Origin of the sequence: Bordetella trematum, from assembly GCF_900078335.1 — a bacterium.
Lineage (GTDB): Bacteria > Pseudomonadota > Gammaproteobacteria > Burkholderiales > Burkholderiaceae_B > Bordetella > Bordetella trematum.
This window is the reverse complement of the sequence record NZ_FKBR01000014.1, coordinates 101,941-119,431: the sequence shown is the minus strand read 5'-3', so window position 1 is coordinate 119,431 and position 17,491 is coordinate 101,941. Positions and strand designations below refer to the sequence as shown.

19 protein-coding genes are annotated in these 17,491 nt (G+C 67.1%); 12 read left to right on the top strand and 7 right to left on the bottom strand.

The window, feature by feature from the left end:
* The first annotated feature begins 19 nt into the window (after window positions 1–19).
* Genes mog through A7V84_RS08190 form a run of 3 tightly spaced genes read left to right on the top strand, consistent with a single transcriptional unit; the run spans window position 20 to window position 1,908 of the window.
* Window positions 20–658 (top strand): molybdopterin adenylyltransferase, encoded by a 639-nt coding sequence (mog, locus tag A7V84_RS08200; protein WP_063491926.1) that lies wholly within the window; start codon window positions 20–22, stop codon window positions 656–658.
* Window positions 659–691: 33 nt separating this feature from the next.
* Window positions 692–1,030, top strand: coding sequence for a hypothetical protein (locus A7V84_RS08195; protein ID WP_025518402.1), 339 nt, complete (start codon window positions 692–694; stop codon window positions 1,028–1,030).
* Complete coding sequence (locus A7V84_RS08190; RefSeq protein WP_082832972.1) at window positions 1,030–1,908, top strand: peptidoglycan DD-metalloendopeptidase family protein; 879 nt, start codon at window positions 1,030–1,032, stop codon at window positions 1,906–1,908. The genes A7V84_RS08195 and A7V84_RS08190 overlap by 1 nt, the downstream gene beginning before the upstream one ends.
* 14 nt (window positions 1,909–1,922) lie before the next feature.
* On the opposite strand, the gene A7V84_RS08185 is transcribed toward A7V84_RS08190, so the two are convergent.
* The 4 genes from A7V84_RS08185 to A7V84_RS08170 form a co-directional block, all read right to left on the bottom strand.
* Entirely contained in the window at window positions 1,923–2,210 is a 288-nt protein-coding gene (locus A7V84_RS08185; protein WP_025518399.1) for a hypothetical protein, read from the bottom strand.
* A gap of 97 nt (window positions 2,211–2,307) precedes the next feature.
* Window positions 2,308–2,568: a translation initiation factor IF-1 gene (gene infA, locus A7V84_RS08180; RefSeq protein ID WP_025518397.1), complete on the bottom strand. Its 261-nt coding sequence runs from the start codon at window positions 2,566–2,568 to the stop codon at window positions 2,308–2,310.
* 429 nt (window positions 2,569–2,997) lie between these two features.
* Window positions 2,998–3,987 (bottom strand): Bug family tripartite tricarboxylate transporter substrate binding protein, encoded by a 990-nt coding sequence (locus A7V84_RS08175; RefSeq protein ID WP_051348352.1) that lies wholly within the window; start codon window positions 3,985–3,987, stop codon window positions 2,998–3,000.
* A gap of 35 nt (window positions 3,988–4,022) precedes the next feature.
* Window positions 4,023–4,985, bottom strand: coding sequence for an alpha/beta hydrolase family protein (locus tag A7V84_RS08170; protein ID WP_082832973.1), 963 nt, complete (start codon window positions 4,983–4,985; stop codon window positions 4,023–4,025).
* A 93-nt stretch (window positions 4,986–5,078) separates the two neighbouring features.
* Between A7V84_RS08170 and A7V84_RS08165 the strand changes: the two genes are divergently transcribed.
* Entirely contained in the window at window positions 5,079–6,026 is a 948-nt protein-coding gene (locus tag A7V84_RS08165) for a LysR family transcriptional regulator (protein ID WP_025518393.1), read from the top strand.
* A gap of 44 nt (window positions 6,027–6,070) precedes the next feature.
* Here the strand turns inward: A7V84_RS08165 and A7V84_RS08160 are convergent, their stop codons facing one another.
* On the bottom strand, window positions 6,071–6,796 hold the full coding sequence (locus A7V84_RS08160) for an IclR family transcriptional regulator (RefSeq protein ID WP_033534122.1): 726 nt from the start codon (window positions 6,794–6,796) through the stop codon (window positions 6,071–6,073).
* Between the two features lie 96 nt (window positions 6,797–6,892).
* Between A7V84_RS08160 and A7V84_RS08155 the strand changes: the two genes are divergently transcribed.
* The 3 genes from A7V84_RS08155 to A7V84_RS08145 are packed head-to-tail and all read left to right on the top strand — an operon-like array spanning window position 6,893 to window position 9,235.
* A complete protein-coding gene (locus A7V84_RS08155) occupies window positions 6,893–7,606 on the top strand; it encodes a PIG-L deacetylase family protein (RefSeq protein WP_033534123.1) in 714 nt (237 codons plus the stop codon).
* Between the two features lie 3 nt (window positions 7,607–7,609).
* Entirely contained in the window at window positions 7,610–8,239 is a 630-nt protein-coding gene (locus A7V84_RS08150; protein ID WP_025518390.1) for an RraA family protein, read from the top strand.
* Between the two features lie 33 nt (window positions 8,240–8,272).
* Complete coding sequence (locus A7V84_RS08145; protein WP_025518389.1) at window positions 8,273–9,235, top strand: Bug family tripartite tricarboxylate transporter substrate binding protein; 963 nt, start codon at window positions 8,273–8,275, stop codon at window positions 9,233–9,235.
* Between the two features lie 21 nt (window positions 9,236–9,256).
* Here the strand turns inward: A7V84_RS08145 and A7V84_RS08140 are convergent, their stop codons facing one another.
* Window positions 9,257–10,198, bottom strand: coding sequence for a LysR family transcriptional regulator (locus tag A7V84_RS08140; RefSeq protein WP_025518387.1), 942 nt, complete (start codon window positions 10,196–10,198; stop codon window positions 9,257–9,259).
* A 106-nt stretch (window positions 10,199–10,304) separates the two neighbouring features.
* On the opposite strand from A7V84_RS08140, the gene A7V84_RS08135 reads away from it, so the two are divergent.
* From A7V84_RS08135 to A7V84_RS08125, 3 genes are read left to right on the top strand one after another with little or no spacing between them, the layout of a single operon-like run.
* Window positions 10,305–12,137 carry a gamma-glutamyltransferase family protein gene (locus A7V84_RS08135; RefSeq protein WP_063491927.1) on the top strand — a complete coding sequence of 611 codons (1,833 nt, stop codon included), beginning with the start codon at window positions 10,305–10,307 and terminating at the stop codon, window positions 12,135–12,137.
* Window positions 12,138–12,197: 60 nt separating this feature from the next.
* Complete coding sequence (locus A7V84_RS08130; RefSeq protein ID WP_025518384.1) at window positions 12,198–13,169, top strand: Bug family tripartite tricarboxylate transporter substrate binding protein; 972 nt, start codon at window positions 12,198–12,200, stop codon at window positions 13,167–13,169.
* Entirely contained in the window at window positions 13,166–13,675 is a 510-nt protein-coding gene (locus A7V84_RS08125; protein ID WP_025518382.1) for a GAF domain-containing protein, read from the top strand. The genes A7V84_RS08130 and A7V84_RS08125 overlap by 4 nt, the downstream gene beginning before the upstream one ends.
* A gap of 77 nt (window positions 13,676–13,752) precedes the next feature.
* Here A7V84_RS08125 and A7V84_RS08120 read toward each other — a convergent pair whose 3' ends face one another.
* Entirely contained in the window at window positions 13,753–15,030 is a 1,278-nt protein-coding gene (locus A7V84_RS08120) for a dicarboxylate/amino acid:cation symporter (protein ID WP_025518381.1), read from the bottom strand.
* A gap of 271 nt (window positions 15,031–15,301) precedes the next feature.
* Here A7V84_RS08120 and fba point away from each other — a divergent pair, with 271 nt between their 5' ends.
* Together fba and A7V84_RS08110 are read left to right on the top strand one after the other, a co-directional pair.
* A complete protein-coding gene (fba, locus tag A7V84_RS08115) occupies window positions 15,302–16,366 on the top strand; it encodes a class II fructose-bisphosphate aldolase (RefSeq protein ID WP_025518380.1) in 1,065 nt (354 codons plus the stop codon).
* A gap of 171 nt (window positions 16,367–16,537) precedes the next feature.
* Window positions 16,538–17,419, top strand: a complete 882-nt coding sequence (locus tag A7V84_RS08110) for a phosphoribosylaminoimidazolesuccinocarboxamide synthase (protein ID WP_025518378.1) — start codon at window positions 16,538–16,540, stop codon at window positions 17,417–17,419.
* Window positions 17,420–17,491 lie beyond the last annotated feature (72 nt).

Below are 17,491 nucleotides of genomic sequence, written 5' to 3'. Positions count from 1 at the left end.
AACCCTTTATCGATATGCCATGACCGAGTTGAGTTCTTCCCCCGTTTCCCGCCGTCATCCCGACAAACTGATCGTCGGCCTGGTGTCGGTTTCCGACCGCGCCAGCAGCGGGGCCTATGCCGATCAGGGCGTGCCGTCGCTGCGCGAATGGCTGGGCCAGGCGCTGTCCTCGCCCTGGCAGGCGGTCGAGCGCCTGGTGGCCGATGACGCGGCGGCGATCTCGGCAGCCCTGGTCGAACTGGTGGACCGGCAGGGCTGCGACCTGGTCCTGACCACTGGCGGCACCGGCCCGGCGCGGCGCGATGTCACGCCCGAGGCGACGCTGGCCGTGGCCACGCGCGAGATGCCGGGCTTTGGCGAACAGATGCGCCAGATCAGCCTGCAGTTCGTTCCCACGGCGATTCTGTCGCGTCAGGTCGGCGTGCTGCGCGAGACCGGCTCGCATGCCGCGCTCATTCTCAACCTGCCCGGCCAGCCCAAGGCCATCCGCGAGACGCTCGAAGGTCTCAAGGACGAGCAGGGCGCCGCCCGCGTGCCGGGGATTTTCGCGGCGGTGCCGTATTGCATCGACCTGATCGGCGGTCCGTACATTGAAACCCGGCCCGAGGTGGTCAAGGCCTTTCGGCCCAAATCGGCCCAACGCCCGCCTGCGGTATAGTGGCTGCCTGTTTTTCTTGCCTGGATGCTATCCATGAATGTCCGTCTTGCCCTGCCTCTGTTGTTGGCCGCCACCCTGAGCGCCTGCGTGACCTCGAAAGATGTCAGCAAGCTGGATCCGGTGTTCTACGGATCGACGCTGCGCAGCGCCGAGGACTACGTCGCCTGCGTGGGCGCCGCCTGGAAGGGGCTGGGCACGGAGTTCGAGAAGCGCGCCATCCATGGCGGCTATGAGCTGATCGTCGATGGCGCCATGGGCGCCGAATCGGTGCTCTCGGCCAGCACGTACCGCAAGAAGACCGACGTGCGCCTGTCTTCGCGCCTGCCCAAGCGCGCGCAGCCGCTGGGCGAGGCGGCCAACCTGTGTCTCTGATGCCGGCGCCGCCTCTGGCGGCTTTGTTGCTGGCGGCGTCGCTGTCAGGCGCGCCGGCGGTTGCCGCGCCGGCAGCGCCGGCCAAGGCGGCCTCGGCGCAGGCCGGCTATATCGCCCGCAGCCTGAATCAGCCCGTGCCGGGCGGGGTGGCGGTGGTCGATCTGGGCAGCGGCGCGAGCGCGCCGCAGGCGCGCTTTCAGGGCAAGCCGGTACTGGTGGTGCGCGACAGCGATCAGCGCTGGATCGCCATTGTCGGTGTGGGGCTCAAAGTGCCGGTCGGCGTGCAGACGCTGGATGTCGTGGCGGAGGGGCAGCCCCGGCAGCAAACGTTCACGGTCGGGCCCAAAACGTACGCGGCCCAGCACATCACGCTGAAGAATCGGCGCCAGGTCAATCCCGATCCGCAGGACCTCAAGCGCATCGAGCGTGAACTGGCGGCCCAGAACGAGGCCTATGCGCGTTTCCGCGCCGAGGTGCTGCCGAGCAACGTCATCCTCGACCGCCCGGTGCAGGGCGGCCGTCTGTCCAGTCCTTTCGGGCTGCGGCGCTTTTTCAACGGTGAAGAGCGCAACCCGCATTCCGGGCTCGACTTCGCGGTGCCGGCGGGCACGCCCGTCAAGGCGCCGGCGGCCGGCACGGTGGTGCTGGTAGGCGACTACTTTTTCAACGGCAAGACGCTGTTCATCGACCACGGGCAGGGGCTGATCAGCATGTTTGCGCACCTGTCGGCCATTGACGTCAAAGAGGGCGACGAGGTCGCGCGTGGCGCGGTGGTGGCCAAGGTCGGTTCGACCGGGCGTGCCACGGGGCCGCATCTGCATTGGAATGTCAGCCTCAACGATGCCCGCGTGGATCCGGCCATCTTCCTGCGGCGCTGAGGCGCGCCGGTCGTTCAGGCTGGCAGGCTCAGCGCCTGGTGCGCATAGAAGCGTTCGGCGTAGTCCAGCTCGTGCGCAATGCGCTCTTGCAAGCGGCGCTGTTCTTCCAGGCAGTTGTCGAATTTGAGTTTGGCCTGGGCATAGCTCAGGCCGGTGTTGCGCAAGCTGTTGATGAAGCGCTCGCGCGATTGCTGCAGCTGGGCCAACCCGAGTTCGCTTTGCTCATGCGCGCGGCGCACACGCGTGAGCCTGTCGGCGGCTTGTCGCAGACGTTCCATGGGGGTGGGGTCAGTAGCACTCATGCCGCGATTTTCCCACGGAAGGGGAGGCGGCTATCGGCCCAGGACAGGCCGGTATGGGGCCCAGTTCCGGCGCTTTCGCGCCGGCGGCGCATTACGCTTAGCGACGGAACGGGGGGCGCGGGGCACCCGAGGGACGCTCGTCCTTGTGGCGGAAATTGATACGGCCCTTGGTCAGGTCGTAGGGCGACATTTCCAGCGTGACGCGGTCACCGGCCAGAATACGGATACGGTGCTTGCGCATACGGCCCGAAGCATAGGCGCCGACTTCCACGCCGTTGTCCAGGGTGACGCGATAGCGGCTATCGGGCAGCACCTCGTCCACGACGCCTTGCAGCTCGATGAGTTCTTCTTTAGCCATTAATCAACTCCTCTTGTCATTGTGCATGCTGGGGCATGCGCCGGATGCCCAACGCATCGCTTCGCGTGGCGCGGCGAAAAAACGCCGCGGCAGGCTGGGGTACGGGCCGGCCCTGCAGGGCCTGGTTAAGGCGGGTACTCACGCCGCGAGGGCAGTGTGCGCGGTCAAGCGCGGCTCGGTCGCGGCAGGATCGGATCCTGCCGGAAGAAGCGTCGGGCGGCGCGACTGAGACCGCCCGCGAGAACTGGACAAGGGGGACCGCGTAGACGATCTTTTCATGAGCCCGGCCAGTTCTGTGGAACTTGCCCTGCATTGTAGCGCGCAAGCCACGAAATTCCTAGTATTAACCCGTAAACCCGTTGCAGCAATGCACAAAGCCTGTGCGCTGGCAAGAGGCACCGGGCCGCAGCTGGCCCGGTGCCGCCCGGCTCAGTCAATCTTCAGCTGGGTGCGCTGGACGTCCTGGCGCAGTTTTTCGCTGTCCCGGGCCACGAAACTGGCAAAGGCCTCGCTGCTTTGGGGAGCGGCCACCTGCACGCCCATCCTGGCATAGGCCTGGGCCACCTCGGGCGAGGCCAGCACCGCCTGCAGCTCGCCATGCAGGCGCTCGCGAACCGGGGCGGGCAGGCCCTTGGGCGCAAACAGGCCGGTCCAGATGGTGTAGTCGACCGACTGCAGTCCGGGGGTTTCGGCCGCAGCGGGGATGTCCGTATTGCCGATGTCGCGCTCGCGGCTCATCACTGCCAGCGCCTTCATCTTGCCCGATGCGATATGCGGCAGCATGGCGGGCAGGCCCAGCAGCGCGACATCGATCTGGCTGCCCATGATGTCCACGCTGGCCTGGCCGGCTCCGCGGTAGGGCACGGCGACGATATCCGTGCCGGTGTCGGCCTTGATGGCTTCCATCACGAGGTGGTAGAGCGAACCGCTGCCGGGTACGCCATAGGAAAAGCTGCCAGGCCGGGCACGCGCCTCGGTCAGCAGCGACTGCAAGGAATCCACGGGCAGGTCGGGTTTGCCGACCAGCACCAGCCCGCTGGTGCCGACCATGCCGATGGCGTCCAGGTCGCTGGCCTGGTAGGGGCTGTTGGGTGTGACCAGCGGCACCAGCGCGACGTTGGAGGTGATGCCCAGCAGCAGTGTGTAACCGTCAGCCGGGGATTTCACCACGCGGGTCGAGCCGACCATGCCGTTGGCGCCGGCCACATTCTCCACCACCACGGCTTGCTTGACGCGTTGCGACAGCTCTTCGGCGAGGACGCGGCCAATGGGGTCGAGCGAGCCGCCTGGCGGATAGGGAATGATGAGGCGGATGGGGCGCTGCGGATAGTCTTCGGCGGCCAGGGCGGGCAGGCTCAGGCAGCCGGCCAGGGCCAGCCCGGCCAGGGTCAGGCGGCGCAGCAGGCGGTGTCGGGTCATGGTTGTCTCCGTGATCGTTGGGAAAGAAGTAGGGGCTAGGCGGCGGCCTGCCGTATCCAGGCCAGCACGTGGCTGGCGACCTGCAGGCTGTTGCGGTCCATCATGGGGAGATGGGAGTTGCCGGTCAGCCCCAGCGCGGGCAGGTCCAGGACGTCGGCGCGCACGCCGGCCTTGCGCAGCGTTTGCAGCCAGCGTTCGCAGCCTTGGCGATACTGCCGCCACAGAGGGCTGGTTTCGAAAAAATCGCCCCAGACCACGCACACCGGGACTGCGCGCAGGGCGTCCGCCTGGCCGGGCTGCAGCGTCACGCCGCCTGCGGGCTCGACCAGGACCAGGGCGCGGATCAGTTCGGGGCGCGCCTGGGCGACGGCCTGCGCGAGCCGGCCGCCTTCGCTGTGGGCGATGACGATGCCGGGCCCGGTCTGTTCCAGCAACGCGATATAGGCGGCGATGGCCTGTTCGCGGTGCGCGGTCCAGCGCGGTACGAACTGCTTGATCAACTGGGGCAGGGCCTCGCAGGGAAACTGCAGCCCGGCATGGGCGCGCCACTGGCCGTCAGGCTGGCGTTGTCCCAGGCGAAAGAGATCCCAGGTCTGCTCCAGGGTGCGGGCTTCGGGCGGGCCGGCCTCGGCCAGCGCCTGCGTTGGCCAGGAGGCGCGCCCGCGTTCGACAGCATCGCTCACCAGAGTGTCGTAGCCCTGGCGCATGAAATAGTCGTGCCACCCGGGGCGTCCGTCGGGGGTCAGTTCCCAGGTGCAGCCCGTCATGCCGCCGCCGTGCCACAGATAGACCGGCCAGGGACTGCCGGGGTGTGCCTGCTGGAAATGTTGCACGTACAGCTGGCCGGCGGCGCAATGGCCGTTGGGATCGGAGGCGCGCGGGGGCAGGCCGGGCACGGTCTGCAGGGTGCGCACGGCCTGGCCGTGCAGCGCCTGCAGGCTGCCGCCCACATGAAAGCCGCGGATGGCTCGCAGGTGCAGGGTGTCGGAAAGAGGCATGGTGGCGGGCAGTGGGAATAACGGGGCGCAGTATGGCCCGCTGCCGACCTAAACATAAAATATTGTCTTTCTATCCCGGTATAGTGGAAATTTATGGCTGACGCGGCCCGGAAACTCGATATTCCCCGACTGCTGGTATTCATCGCCGTGTGCGAGGAAGGCAGCATTTCGGCGGCGGCCCGGCGCCTGCATCTGGCCCAGCCCGCCGTAACGGTGGCCATCAACAAGCTGGAGTCCCTGCTGGAGGCCCGCCTGCTGGAGCGCGGGCTGCGTGGCGTGACGCTCACGCCCAGCGGCCGTGCGCTGCTGGCGCGCGCCTATGACATCGTGGGGCTGGCGCGCCGCACGGCCGAAGCCATTGGCGGGGCGCGCGGCGAACCGGAGGGCGAGGTCTCGGTCGGGCTGCCGTCCTCCTGCGCGGCGGTGTTCGCCCTGCCATTGATCGAGCGGCTGTCGCAACGCTATCCGCGCATACGCCTGCGGGTGGTGGACAGCTTCTCAGGGTATCTGTGGGCTTGGGTCAACAGCGGCGAGCTGGATATGGCGCTGGTGTTCGACCAACCCCCCAGCCAGCAAGTCAGCAGCCAGCCGCTGGCCCAGGAAGACCTGCATCTCATCGGTCAGGCCGCCCGGCTCAAGCCGGGCGCGGCGTTGTCGCTGAAGACGGTGGCGCGTTATCCGCTGGCCTTGCCTTCGCCCAAGCATGGCATCCGTCTTGCCTTGCAGGCGCATTTCGCGCGCCACGGGGTGAGTCTGGCCGGGCGGCTGGATATCGATGCCGGCCAGCCGCTCATCCGCCTCATCAAGAGCGGCGCGTGGTTCAGCCTGCTGGCGCCTTGTGCCGTGGCCGAGGAGCTGGCCGCCGGCGAGCTGGTTGCACGCCGGCTGGCCTTGCCCTTCACCCGCAGCATCTGCCTGGCGCAGCGTCGGGGCGGCGAGGGCGAACCGGCCATCGAGGCCGTCAGTGCGCAGTTGCGCGAACTGGCCTGCACGATGATGCAGGATGGCCGCTGGCCGGCGCGTTGGACCGCGACCGGCTGAGGCTGCGCGCCGCGCATGGCGGTGGCGGCATTGCCGGCGTTGCGTCAGGCATCGGCTGCGCTGTCGGCGTGATACAGGGCGTCGCGCATTTCGGGCGAGGCGCCCAGGCGGTGCGACAGCTCATCGGCGCGGGTCAGCAGCAGGCGACGGAAGTGCCGGGCGTCGACGGTGTCCAGACGCACCGAGGGCCCGGCGATGGTGAGCGCGCCAGCGAAGCGGTCGTCGTTGCCGATGACCGGCGTAGACCAGGATGAGGTATAGGGGTCGCGCACCCCGCGTGAGGCGAAGGGCAGAGCCTCGTTGCCGCGAGGCGCGCCCTGGGCCCAGATGGCGAACACGCGCCCGGTCGAAGACGAGTCGGGCGGCATGACGCTGCCGGCCAGCACCTGGGTGTGCAGGCCTTCGTGCGGCTGCTGGCGGAACAGGCACAGACGGCTGCCCGGCTCGCCGCCTTCCACGTAATAGGCGGCGCTTTCGCCGGTTTCGGCCGAGAGGCTGTCGAGCACGGGCATGACCAGGGCCGACAGGTCGAACCCTCGCTCATAGACGCGCCCCAGATACAGCACGCGCGGCCCCAGGCTGTACTGGCCGTTGGCTTCGCGCACCACGTAGCCGCAGCGCACCAGGGAATTCAGCAAGCGGAAGATGGTGGTCTTGTGCAGCGGCAGGCGTGCGGCGAAGTCGGCCAGCGAAAGGCGTTCGCTGCCGGGCTTGAAGCAGTTCAGCACGCTCAGGGCGCGCTCGACGGCGATCACTCCGTCATTACTCAAGATGGACTCCAAGGGGATGTGAAATCCCCGTGATTGTACACAGTACAACGTCGTTTCACGGAAATAGAATGCAGGCTGCTTTTTCTGGAGACAACGATGGCGGCTTCCATGCTGGTGGTGACGGCCCATGTGGGCGATTTTGTATGGCGTTGCGGCGGGGCCATGGCCTTGCACGCGCGACGAGGGGTGGACGTGCACCTCCTGTGCCTGAGCTTTGGCGAGAACGGCGAGTCCAATGCCGCCTGGCAGGGCGACACCGGGCGCGATGCGGTCAAGGCATTGCGGCGTGCCGAGGCCGAAGCGGCCGCCGGACTGCTGGGCGTGGCGTCGCTGGATTTCCATGACCTGGGCGACTATCCCATGCCGGAGTCGGCCGAGTCGGTCCGCCGCATCAGCCGCAAGCTGCGCGAGACGCGCGCTTCGGTGGTGTTGACCCATCCCGAGCACGATCCGTCCAACCTGGACCATTGCCGCAGCTATGAAATGGTGCTGCGTGCGCGCATGCAGGCCATCGCGCCGGGCCATGGGGCCGATTACGTCACGCCGCCTCAGGTGCTGTGTTTCGAGCCGCACCAGCCCGAGCTGTGCCAGTTCAAGCCCGACCTGCTGCTGGACATCACGGAAGTGTGGCCCGTGAAGTGGCAGGCCATGCAGGCCATGCCGACCCAGTCCAATCTGTGGGCTTACTACGAGCGCGTCGCGCTGCAGCGTGGCGCGCAGGCCGGGCGGCGCGGCAAGCAGGCCGGCACGCGTTATGGCGAGGCCTATCAGCGCATTTTCCCGTCGGCCGTGACGAGCCTGGTGGAGTAGACGATGAGCGATATTCACAGCCCGGGCCTGAGCAGCACCTTGCTGGCCGACGTGGGCGCCTCGGTATTGCAGGCCGCGATCAAACCGCTGCGCCCGGGCTGGGTGCTGCATGGGCCGGCCCTGACGGTGGCCGTGCCGGCGGGCGACAACCTGGCGATCCATGCCGCGCTGGCCATTGCCCGTCCGGGCGAGGTGCTGGTCATCGATGCGCAAGGGCATACCGAGCGCGCCGTCATGGGCGGGATCATGTGCGCCCAGGCGGCCGCCTGCGGCCTGGCAGGGGTGGTGATCGACGGGGCCATGCGCGATGCGCAGGAGTTGCGCGCGGCGGCGCTGCCCGTGTTCGCCCGCGCGGTCTCGCCAGCCGGCCCGCACAAGCGCGGCGGGGGCAGCGTAGGCAAGGCCGTCAGCTGCGGGGGCGTGACCATCCGCAAGGGCGATTGGATCTTCGCCGACGACGATGGGGTGGTGGCGTTCGAGCCGGCGCGCGGCGAGGCCTTGGTGGCAGCCGCGCTGGCCAAGGGGCAGGCCGAGACGCAACGCATGGCGGCGATCGCACGCGGCGAGCTGCGGCCCGTCTGGCTGGATCAGGCCCTGGCCGACAACCCGATAGAGATGGCGCAGATCCGCTGAGCGCCGCATCCGATTTCAACCTGGAGGAAGACAATGTCATTCAAGCAATCCTGGGCCGTGCTGGCCCTGGCCATCGGGCTGGCTCCGGCCACGCAGGCGCTGGCCGCTTATCCCGAACGCCCGATCCGCATGGTGGTGCCGTTTGCCGCCGGCGGCCCGGCCGATATCGTCGGGCGTGAGTTCGCACAGGTGCTCGGCGAGCAGCTGGGCCAGCCGGTGGTGGTGGTCAATGCCGGCGGCGGCCACGGCGTGCCCGCGCTCAACCAGGTGTTGGGTGCCGAGGCGGACGGCTACACGCTGCTGATGCCGGCCTCGGGCAACATGACCATTCCGTCCAAGGCGATGCAAGGGCGCGATGTCCTGGCGCTGCTGGAGCCGATCAGCCTGCTGACGCAAAGTCCCCACGTGCTGGTGGTCAACGCCAAGCTGCCGGTGGAGTCGGTGCAGGGGCTGGTCGACTATGCCCGCGCCCATCCCGGCACGGTCAACTTCGGCTCGGCCGGGGTGGGCGGCGTGGCGCACCTGGGCATGGAGCTGTTCAAGAGCAAGGCCGGTGTCGATGTGGTGCACGTGCCATATCGCGGCACCTCGCAGGTGCTGACGGATCTGGCATCGGGCCAGGTCCAGGCCTTGTTCAGCAGCATGCCCTCGCTCAAGCCCATGATCGATAAGGGGCTGGTCAAGCCGCTGGCCATGAGCGCGCCCAGCCAGGGGGCCGACACGGCCAGCCTGCCGTTGGTGTCCGAGGCTTTGCCGGGTGTTTCCTATACCACCTGGTATGGCCTGTTCGCCAAGGCGGGCACCTCGCCCGAGGTGCTGGACAAGCTTAATCGCGCCACCGCCGAAGCCTTGAAGAATCCGGCCCTGAACCAGAAGTTCGAATCCCAGGGCGTGGAGTTCGTCGCCAGCACCCCGCAGCAACTGCGCGAGATCGTCAAGCGCGACGCCGGCCAGTGGGCCACGCTGATCGACGAGGCCGGCATCGAACTGGAGTAGGCCGGCGCGGCGGGCCTGCCCTCAGGCGGGTGGCCCGCAGAGTTCCCGGAGAATGCCGGCCAGCGCCGTTTGCGCGGCCGGCGCCTGCAGGTCGGCGCACTCGCGCTGGATCAGATTGATGGGGGGCAATTCCCAGCCCCAGTCCCAGGTGATGGCCTTGATGCGCCCGCGCGCGGCCAGCTCCTGGGCGATCTCCGTGGGCACCACCGAAACCAGGGTGGCATCGCCGCCCAGCAGGGTTTCGATGACGTCGGTGGAGTAGGCCTCCAGCACAGGCTGGGGCGGTGCCACGCCACAGCGCACGAAGTGCTCGGCAATCAGATGGCGGGTCGGGGTGCGGGCTTCGGGCAGCACCCAGCGCAGCGCGGCAGCGGCGGCCCAGTCGGGCGCGCGCGCGTTCAGGCGCCGCGCCAGATGCCGATGCGCGATCAGACTGGGACGCTGGTGATACAGGGCCTGGTGACGCAGGCCTTCCAGCCCGGCCAGTGGCGGCAGGCGACCGATCATGCCATCGAGCTCGTGACGGCGCAGCATGGGCAGCAGATGGTCGGTGGTGGCGCGATGCAGCGTCACGGTGATGCCATGGCGTTCCAGCAGCAGGGCGATGGCCCGGGCCAGCAGCGTGCTGGAGACATACGGCACGGCCCCGACATGCAGATGGGCGGCGTGGCCGCCCTGCAAGGCTTGCACCTCCTGTTCCCAGCGCGACAGGTCGTTGAGCATGCGCTGAGCACGATCGATGGCCAGCTGTCCCAGCGCGTTGGCCTGCAAACCCCGTCCTGTGCGCACGAACAGGGGCGCGCCGAACAGGTCTTCGATCTCCAGCAGGATCTTGCTGGCCGCAGGCTGGCTGATGCCAGCCTGCGCGGCCACCCGGGTCAGGGTGCCGTGGCGTTCGATGGCCAGCAGCAGCGTCAGATGACGGTGCTTGAGGCGGCGCGCCAGGCTCGGGGCGGATGACATCCTGCTATTCCTTGATGGTTATGTAGCTATGCAAAGAAACTGAATTTTAGTTATTTCCCACTCCTATACTGCCCCTCACGACGATTTCTTTGCGGCAGGCGCAGGTATGCATTCCGAATTCACCACCCGTCCCGAGATCCAGGGCAGCTTCGGGGTGGTTTCATCCACCCACTGGCTGGCCTCCCAGACCGCCATGGGGGTGCTCGAAAAGGGCGGCAATGCCTATGACGCCGCCGTCGCCGGCGGCTTCGTGCTGCAGGTGGTCGAACCGCACCTGAACGGCCCGGGTGGGGAAGTGCCTGTGTTGTTCTGGAGCGAGGATGAAGGGCGCATGCGCGCGCTGTGCGGCCAGGGGCCTGCGCCCGCGCTGGCCTCGAGCGACTATTTCCGCTCCCTGGGCCTGGATCTGGTGCCGGGCATCGGCCTGCTGCCGGCGACGGTGCCGGGCGCCTTTGGCGCCTGGCTGGCGCTGCTGCGCGACTATGGCAGCTGGGAGCTGGCTGATGTGCTGGCGCCAGCCATGGCCTATGCGCGCGACGGGTTTCCGGTGGTGCCGCGCATTGCCCAGGCCATCCTGGCTGTGCAATCGCTGTTCCGGGACGAGTGGCCGTCATCGGCGCAGGTGTGGCTGCCGCAGGGGCAGGTGCCGGCGCCGGGCAGCTGGATGCGTACGCCGGCCATCGCCGAAACCTATGCACGCATCCTGGACGAAGCCGCCGCGCGGGGCTGCGACCGGCGCAGCCGCATCCAGGCCGCGCATGATGTCTGGTACCAGGGGTTCGTGGCCGATGCGATCGATGATTTCTATCGACATGCCGAGATCCGCGATACCACCGGACAGCGTAATCGCGGCCTGCTGCGCAAGGACGACATGGCAGGCTGGCAGGCACAGTATGACGAGCCCGTGATGCTGGATTACGGGCCTTTCACCGTGGCCAAGTGCGGGCCCTGGTCACAAGGGCCGGTGCATCTGCAGCAGTTGGCGATCCTGCGCGAACTGGGCATGGAGGGGCTGGCGCCGGATTCCTTCGAGTTTGTGCATCGCGTGGCCGAGGCCGCCAAACTGGCCTTCGCCGACCGCAGCGCCTGGTACGGTGACCCGGACTTCGTGCGCGTGCCGATGCAGGCCCTGCTGTCGGCTCCCTACGCCCGTGAGCGCGCCGCGCTGGTCGGCGCACAGGCCAGCAGGATGCTGCAGCCCGGCGCCCCCGTCGGGCAGGCGCCGCGCCTGCCTGATCTGGCCGCCGCGCAGCGCACGCTGGCGCACGCCGATACGCGATTCGGTGTGGGCGAGCCCACCTTTGCCGCGTTGCCGCCGGTGTCGCAAGGGGCCGAGCGTGAACTGTTCGTGGGTGATACCTGCCACATCGATGTCATCGACCGACACGGCAACATGGTCGCCGCCACGCCCTCGGGCGGCTGGCTGTCGTCCAGCCCGGTGGTGCCGGGCCTGGGCTTTTCCCTGAACACCCGGCTGCAGATGACGTGGCTGGACGAGGGGCTGCCAGGCAGTCTGATGCCGGGCAAGCGGCCGTCGACCACGCTGTCGCCGGGCCTGGTGCTGCGCGACGGCCTGCCCTACATGGCCTTTGGCACGCCGGGCGGGGATCAGCAGGATCAGTGGACGGTGTCGTTCTTGCTGCGTCACGCGGCCGGGCTGAATCTGCAGCAGGCCATCGATGCACCATCCTGGCATATCGATCATTTCCCCGGCTCCTTCTGGCCGCGTTCGACCACGCTGAATCGCCTGACGGTCGAGTCGCGCCTGCCGCCGCAAACGATTGCGGCCCTGCAGGCCGCCGGCCATGACGTGGTCGTCGGCGGACCGTGGTCGGAAGGCCGCATCAGCGTTTGCACGCGCCAGGCGCGCGCCGGCGGCTGGCTGCTCAAGGCTGGCGCCAATCCGCGTGGCATGCAGGGCTACGCCGTGGGGCGCTAGTTTTTCACGCCTTTTCCAACCGGCATCCAGACCGGTCTCTACATACAGGGGTTGAACACCATGACTTTCTCGATCAAACAACTGGCTGCCGGATTGACGCTGGGGTTGGCGACGCTGGGAGGGCCGGCCCAGGCGGCCTGGCCTGAAAAACCGGTCACACTGGTCGTGCCGTGGGCGGCGGGCGGTTCGACCGATATTCTCGCCCGCATGTTGTCCGAAGGCCTGTCGCAGTCTCTTGGCCAACCCGTCGTGGTGGAAAACCGGTCTGGCGCGTCGGGCAACATCGGCAGTGCCTATGTGGCGCGCGCCAAGCCGGATGGCTACACCTTGCTGCTGGGTTCCATGAGTACCCACACCATGAATCACGCGCTTTACGCCAACATGCCGTTCGATGGCGTGAAGGACTTCACGCCGATTGCCGAGTTGGCGCGTGTGACCAATACCATGGTGGTGCATCCTTCCGTGCCGGCTGACAACGTGACCGATTTCGTTGCCTATCTCAAGAAAAATCCGGGCACGGTCGCCTATGCCTCGGCCGGACAGGGCTCGACCAATCACCTGAGCGCCGTGCTGTTCGAGCGCGCCGCCGGCGTGGAAATGATGCACGTCCCATACCGGGGCGGCGCGCCGGCGGTGCTGGACACGGTGGCCGGCCGCACGCCAGTGCTGTTCAGCGCCGGCACGCAGACGCTGCCCCACGTGAATTCCGGCAAGCTCAAGCTGCTGGGCGTGACCGAGAGCGAGCGTTCGCCTTTGCTGCCGCAAGTGCCGACGGTGGCGGAATCCCTGCCTGGCTATGCGTTGTCGGTGTGGTACGGCGCCTTTGGCCCGGCGGGCCTGCCGCCGGAACTGACGACGAGACTCAATCAGGAAATCAATGCCGTGCTCCGGCGGCCCGACGTGATCCGCAAGATGAACGAGATGGGGGTGCTGCTGGTCGAGAGTACGCCGGAACAGTTCGGCGAGTTGCTGGAGCAGGATGCCCGGAAGTACGGCGACCTGATCAATGAACTCGGGATCACGGCCGAATGAGCGCGTTCGACACTGCCGCCGGAGCCGCGCTTGAGCGTTTGATGGCCGCCCATGTCGCCGGCGATATCGTCGCCGCGTTCGCCGCCATCGATGCTTACGCCGCCCCCGTGCTGGATCAGCGCTTGTGTACCGCCAACCGTTTCGATGCCGCCGCCATGCAGGTGCAACGTCTGTACAGCTCGCAGCCCGGGGCGTACCCGCCGGGCGGCAGCAAGGACAAGACCGGGACGGCCTGGGGGCAGCAGGTGCTGATCGAGCAGCGCCTGTTCGTGGGTGAGGGCAGCGAGGCCATCCGCAACTTCTTCGATGACCACGACGCCATTGCCCGGCTGGGCTTGCGCTCGGTGATCAACGTGCCGGTGGTGCAGGCGGGCCGCTGTCTTGGCACGCTCAATTTTCTGATGAAGACCGAGCGTGTCGGGCCGCAACAGTTGCATGCGGCCCGGCTGGCCGCGGCGCTGGCCTTGCCGTTGTTCCTGCTGGACGAGGCGGCCCGCCCGGCTTGAATCGCGTCTCTCGAAAACGCCGGCGCCCCGGCCCGCGGCTGGCGGGGCGGGGCGCCGGCGGCATTGCCGGACCCGGGTCAGGCCCGTTGTTCTTCCGCGCTGGCCGCGGCGATCTCATCGGGGCTGGCGGACTCGCCACCCTCCATCTTGGCGATCACGGCGGTGGCCATGCTGTTGCCGACCACGTTGGTGGCGGTGCGGCCCATGTCGAAGAACTGGTCGATGCCCATGATGAGCAGCAGCCCGGCTTCAGGCAGATCGAACATCGGCAGGGTGGCCGCCACCACCACCAGCGAGGCGCGCGCCACCCCGGCCATGCCTTTGCTGGTGATCATCAGCACCAGCAGCAGCATCAACTGCTGGGTGAAGGTCATGGGGATTTCATAGGCCTGGGCGATGAACAGCACCGCGAAGGCCTGGTACATCATGGAGCCGTCCAGGTTGAAGGAGTAGCCCAGCGGCAGCACGAAGCCGGAGACGCGCGGCGGCACGCCAAAGCGGGTCAGCGCCTCGATGGTCTTGGGGTAGGCCGATTCGCTGCTGGCGGTGGAGAAGGCCAGCAGGGTGGGTTCCTTGATCAGCCCGCCCAGGCGGAACACATCGCGACGCAGGAACAGATAGCCGACACCGAACAGCAACGCCCACAGCAGCACCAGCCCGAGATAGAACTCGCCGATCAGCTTGCCGTAGGTCACCAGCACGCCCAGGCCTTCGGTCGTGATGACTGCCGCCATGGCGGCGAACACGCCCAGCGGCGCGAAGCGCATGACGTAGTCGGTCAGGCGGAACATCACCTTGGCGAGCTCGTCGATGGCATTGACGATGGTGGTGTGGCCGTCGCGGCGCACATAGGCCAGCGCCGCGCCGAAGAACAGCGAGAACACCAGGATCTGCAGAATCTCGTTGTTGGCCATGGCCTGGATGATGCTGCTCGGGAAGACGTGGGTCAGGAAACCCTGCAGGGTGAAGTCGCCCGTCTTCAGCGAGGTCGAGGCGCCGGCGTCCGGCAGCGCGCGGTTGAGATCGGCGCCGGGCTGGAACACATTGACCAGCAGCAGCCCCAGCAGCAGCGACAGGAAGGACGCGCTGACGAACCACAGCATGGCACGCAGGCCGATGCGGCCGACGGCGCGGCCATCGGTCATGCTGGCCAGGCCCGATACCAGTGTGGCGAAGACCAGCGGCGCGATGATCATCTTGATCAGGCGCAGGAAGATGGTGGTCACCATGCTGAAGTAGGAGGCGATTTGTTCGGCATGGGCGGCATCCTGCGCATAGCGGTGGCATGCGTAGCCCACGGCGATGCCCAGCACCATGGAGATGCCGATGTAACGCGTCAGTTTTTTGGTGTTCATGATCAACTACAGAGAAGGCCCGCAAGCGCGATGCGGCCGGCCAGGAGAGGGGGTAATACGCCCGATGTATCGGAAAGGCAGAACGGAATCATAGCCTTAATCGAAAAACGACAAAAATTCCCCTTTGCCGGCGACCCCGGCGGCCAGGTAAAGAACTGCAACAAATCACCCAGGCCGGCCGGCATGGGACTGCATCGCAAACCCGGCTAAAATCACGGAATTCGCCGGATTTCATCTTCCCCATCTTCACCCGAATTCAGGAGTCCTTTTTATGGCCCTCGTTTCCATGCGCCAGTTGCTCGACCATGCGGCCGAGAATGGTTATGGCATTCCCGCCTTCAACGTCAACAATCTGGAGCAGGTCCAGGCCATCATGGAAGCCGCGGCGGAAACCGACAGCCCGGTCATCATGCAGGCTTCGGCCGGCGCCCGGAAATATGCCGGCGAAGGTTTCCTGAAGCTGCTGATCCAGGCCGCCGTGGAGTCGTATCCGCATATCCCGGTGGTGATGCACCAGGATCACGGCCAGTCGCCTGCCATCTGTCAGGGCGCCATTGACCTGGGCTTCTCCAGCGTCATGATGGACGGCTCGCTGAAAGAAGACGGCAAGACCATTGCCGACTACGAATACAACGTCGACGTGACCCGCAAGGTGGTCGACATGGCTCACAAACTGGGCGTGACGGTCGAAGGCGAACTGGGCTGCCTGGGCTCGCTCGAAACCATGGAAGGCGACAAGGAAGACGGCCACGGCGCCGACGGCAAGCTCACCATGGATCAGTTGCTGACCGATCCGGAGCAGGCCGCCGACTTCGTGCGCCGCACCCAGCTCGATGCCCTGGCCATCGCCATCGGCACCAGCCACGGCGCCTACAAGTTCACGCGCAAGCCCACCGGCGACATCCTGTCGATCCAGCGCATCAAGGAAATCCACGCCCGTCTGCCGAACACCCACCTGGTGATGCACGGCAGCTCCAGCGTGCCGCAGGAACTGCTGGCCGAGATCCGCGAGTTCGGCGGCGACATGAAGGAAACCTACGGCGTGCCGGTCGAAGAGATCCAGGAGGCCATCAAGTTCGGCGTGCGCAAGATCAACATCGACACCGACATCCGCCTGGCCATGACCGGCGCGATCCGTCGCTTCTTCGCCGAGAACCCCTCCAAGTTCGACCCGCGCGAGTACCTCAAGCCGGCCCGTGCCGCTGCCAAGGCGGTCTGCGTGGCACGCTACACGGCCTTCGGCGCTGCCGGCAACGGCAGCAAGATCAAGCCGGTGTCGCTCAGCGACATGGCCGGGCTGTATGCCTCCGGCAAACTGGCGCAGGTCGTGCAGTAAGCCGACCTGATGAAAAAGGCCCCTCGGGGCCTTTTTCACATCTGCCCGCCCGCTGCGGGCGCGGCTGCTTTTGCAGTAATCTATAGCTCTTTCCCAATGCTCCCGCCGGCGTGCCGGCGCTCCGGGGCTTTCCGTCGGCCGACGGAATCTTTACCGCCATAGGCTCAATCCGTGACTTCCGCTTTGCATGAATCCAGCATCAAGTCCCTGCCTCTTCTGGGGCGCGGCAAGGTGCGTGATATGTACGCGGTCGGCGACGACAAGTTGCTGATCGTGGCCACCGACCGTATCTCGGCTTTCGACGTCATCCTGGACGACCCCATTCCGGGCAAGGGCCAGGTCCTGACCGAATTGACCGAGTTCTGGCTCGGCAAGCTGGCCCACATCCTGCCCAACCATTCCACCGGCGTGCGCGCCGAAGATGTGGTGGCCCCCGATGAGGTGGACCAGGTGCGCGGCCGCGCGGTCGTGGTCAAGCGCCTCAAGCCCATTCTGGTCGAGGCCGTGGCGCGCGGTTATCTGATCGGTTCGGGCTGGAAGGACTACCAGGACAGCGGCGCCGTCTGCGGCATCCGCCTGCCCGAGGGCCTGCGTCAGGCCAGCCGCCTGCCCGAGCCCATTTTCACGCCCGCAGCCAAGGCCGAGTTCGGCCTGCACGACGAGAACGTCGACTTCGCACATGTGGTCGCCGAAGTCGGTGAGGAAATGGCCGAGCGCATCCGCGACGTGACGTTGCGGCTGTATGCCGAAGCGTCGGCCTACGCGGCCACCAAGGGCATCATGATCGCCGACACCAAGTTCGAGTTCGGCCTGGACGACCGGGGTCAGCTGCACCTGATGGACGAAGTGCTCACGCCCGATTCCTCGCGCTTCTGGCCGGCCGATGGCTATCGCGAAGGCACCAGCCCCCCGTCGTTCGACAAGCAGTTCGTGCGCGATTGGCTGGAAACCCAGCCCTGGGACAAGACGGCCCCCGCGCCGCGCCTGCCCCAGGACGTGCTGGAAAAGACGGCCGCCAAGTACCGTGAAGCCCTGGACCGCCTGACGGCCTGAGCCCGCGCGTTCCCCGCGATCGTCACCGGCGCCCTTCGGGGCGCTTTTGCTTTTGCGGGCGATGGGGGGGGG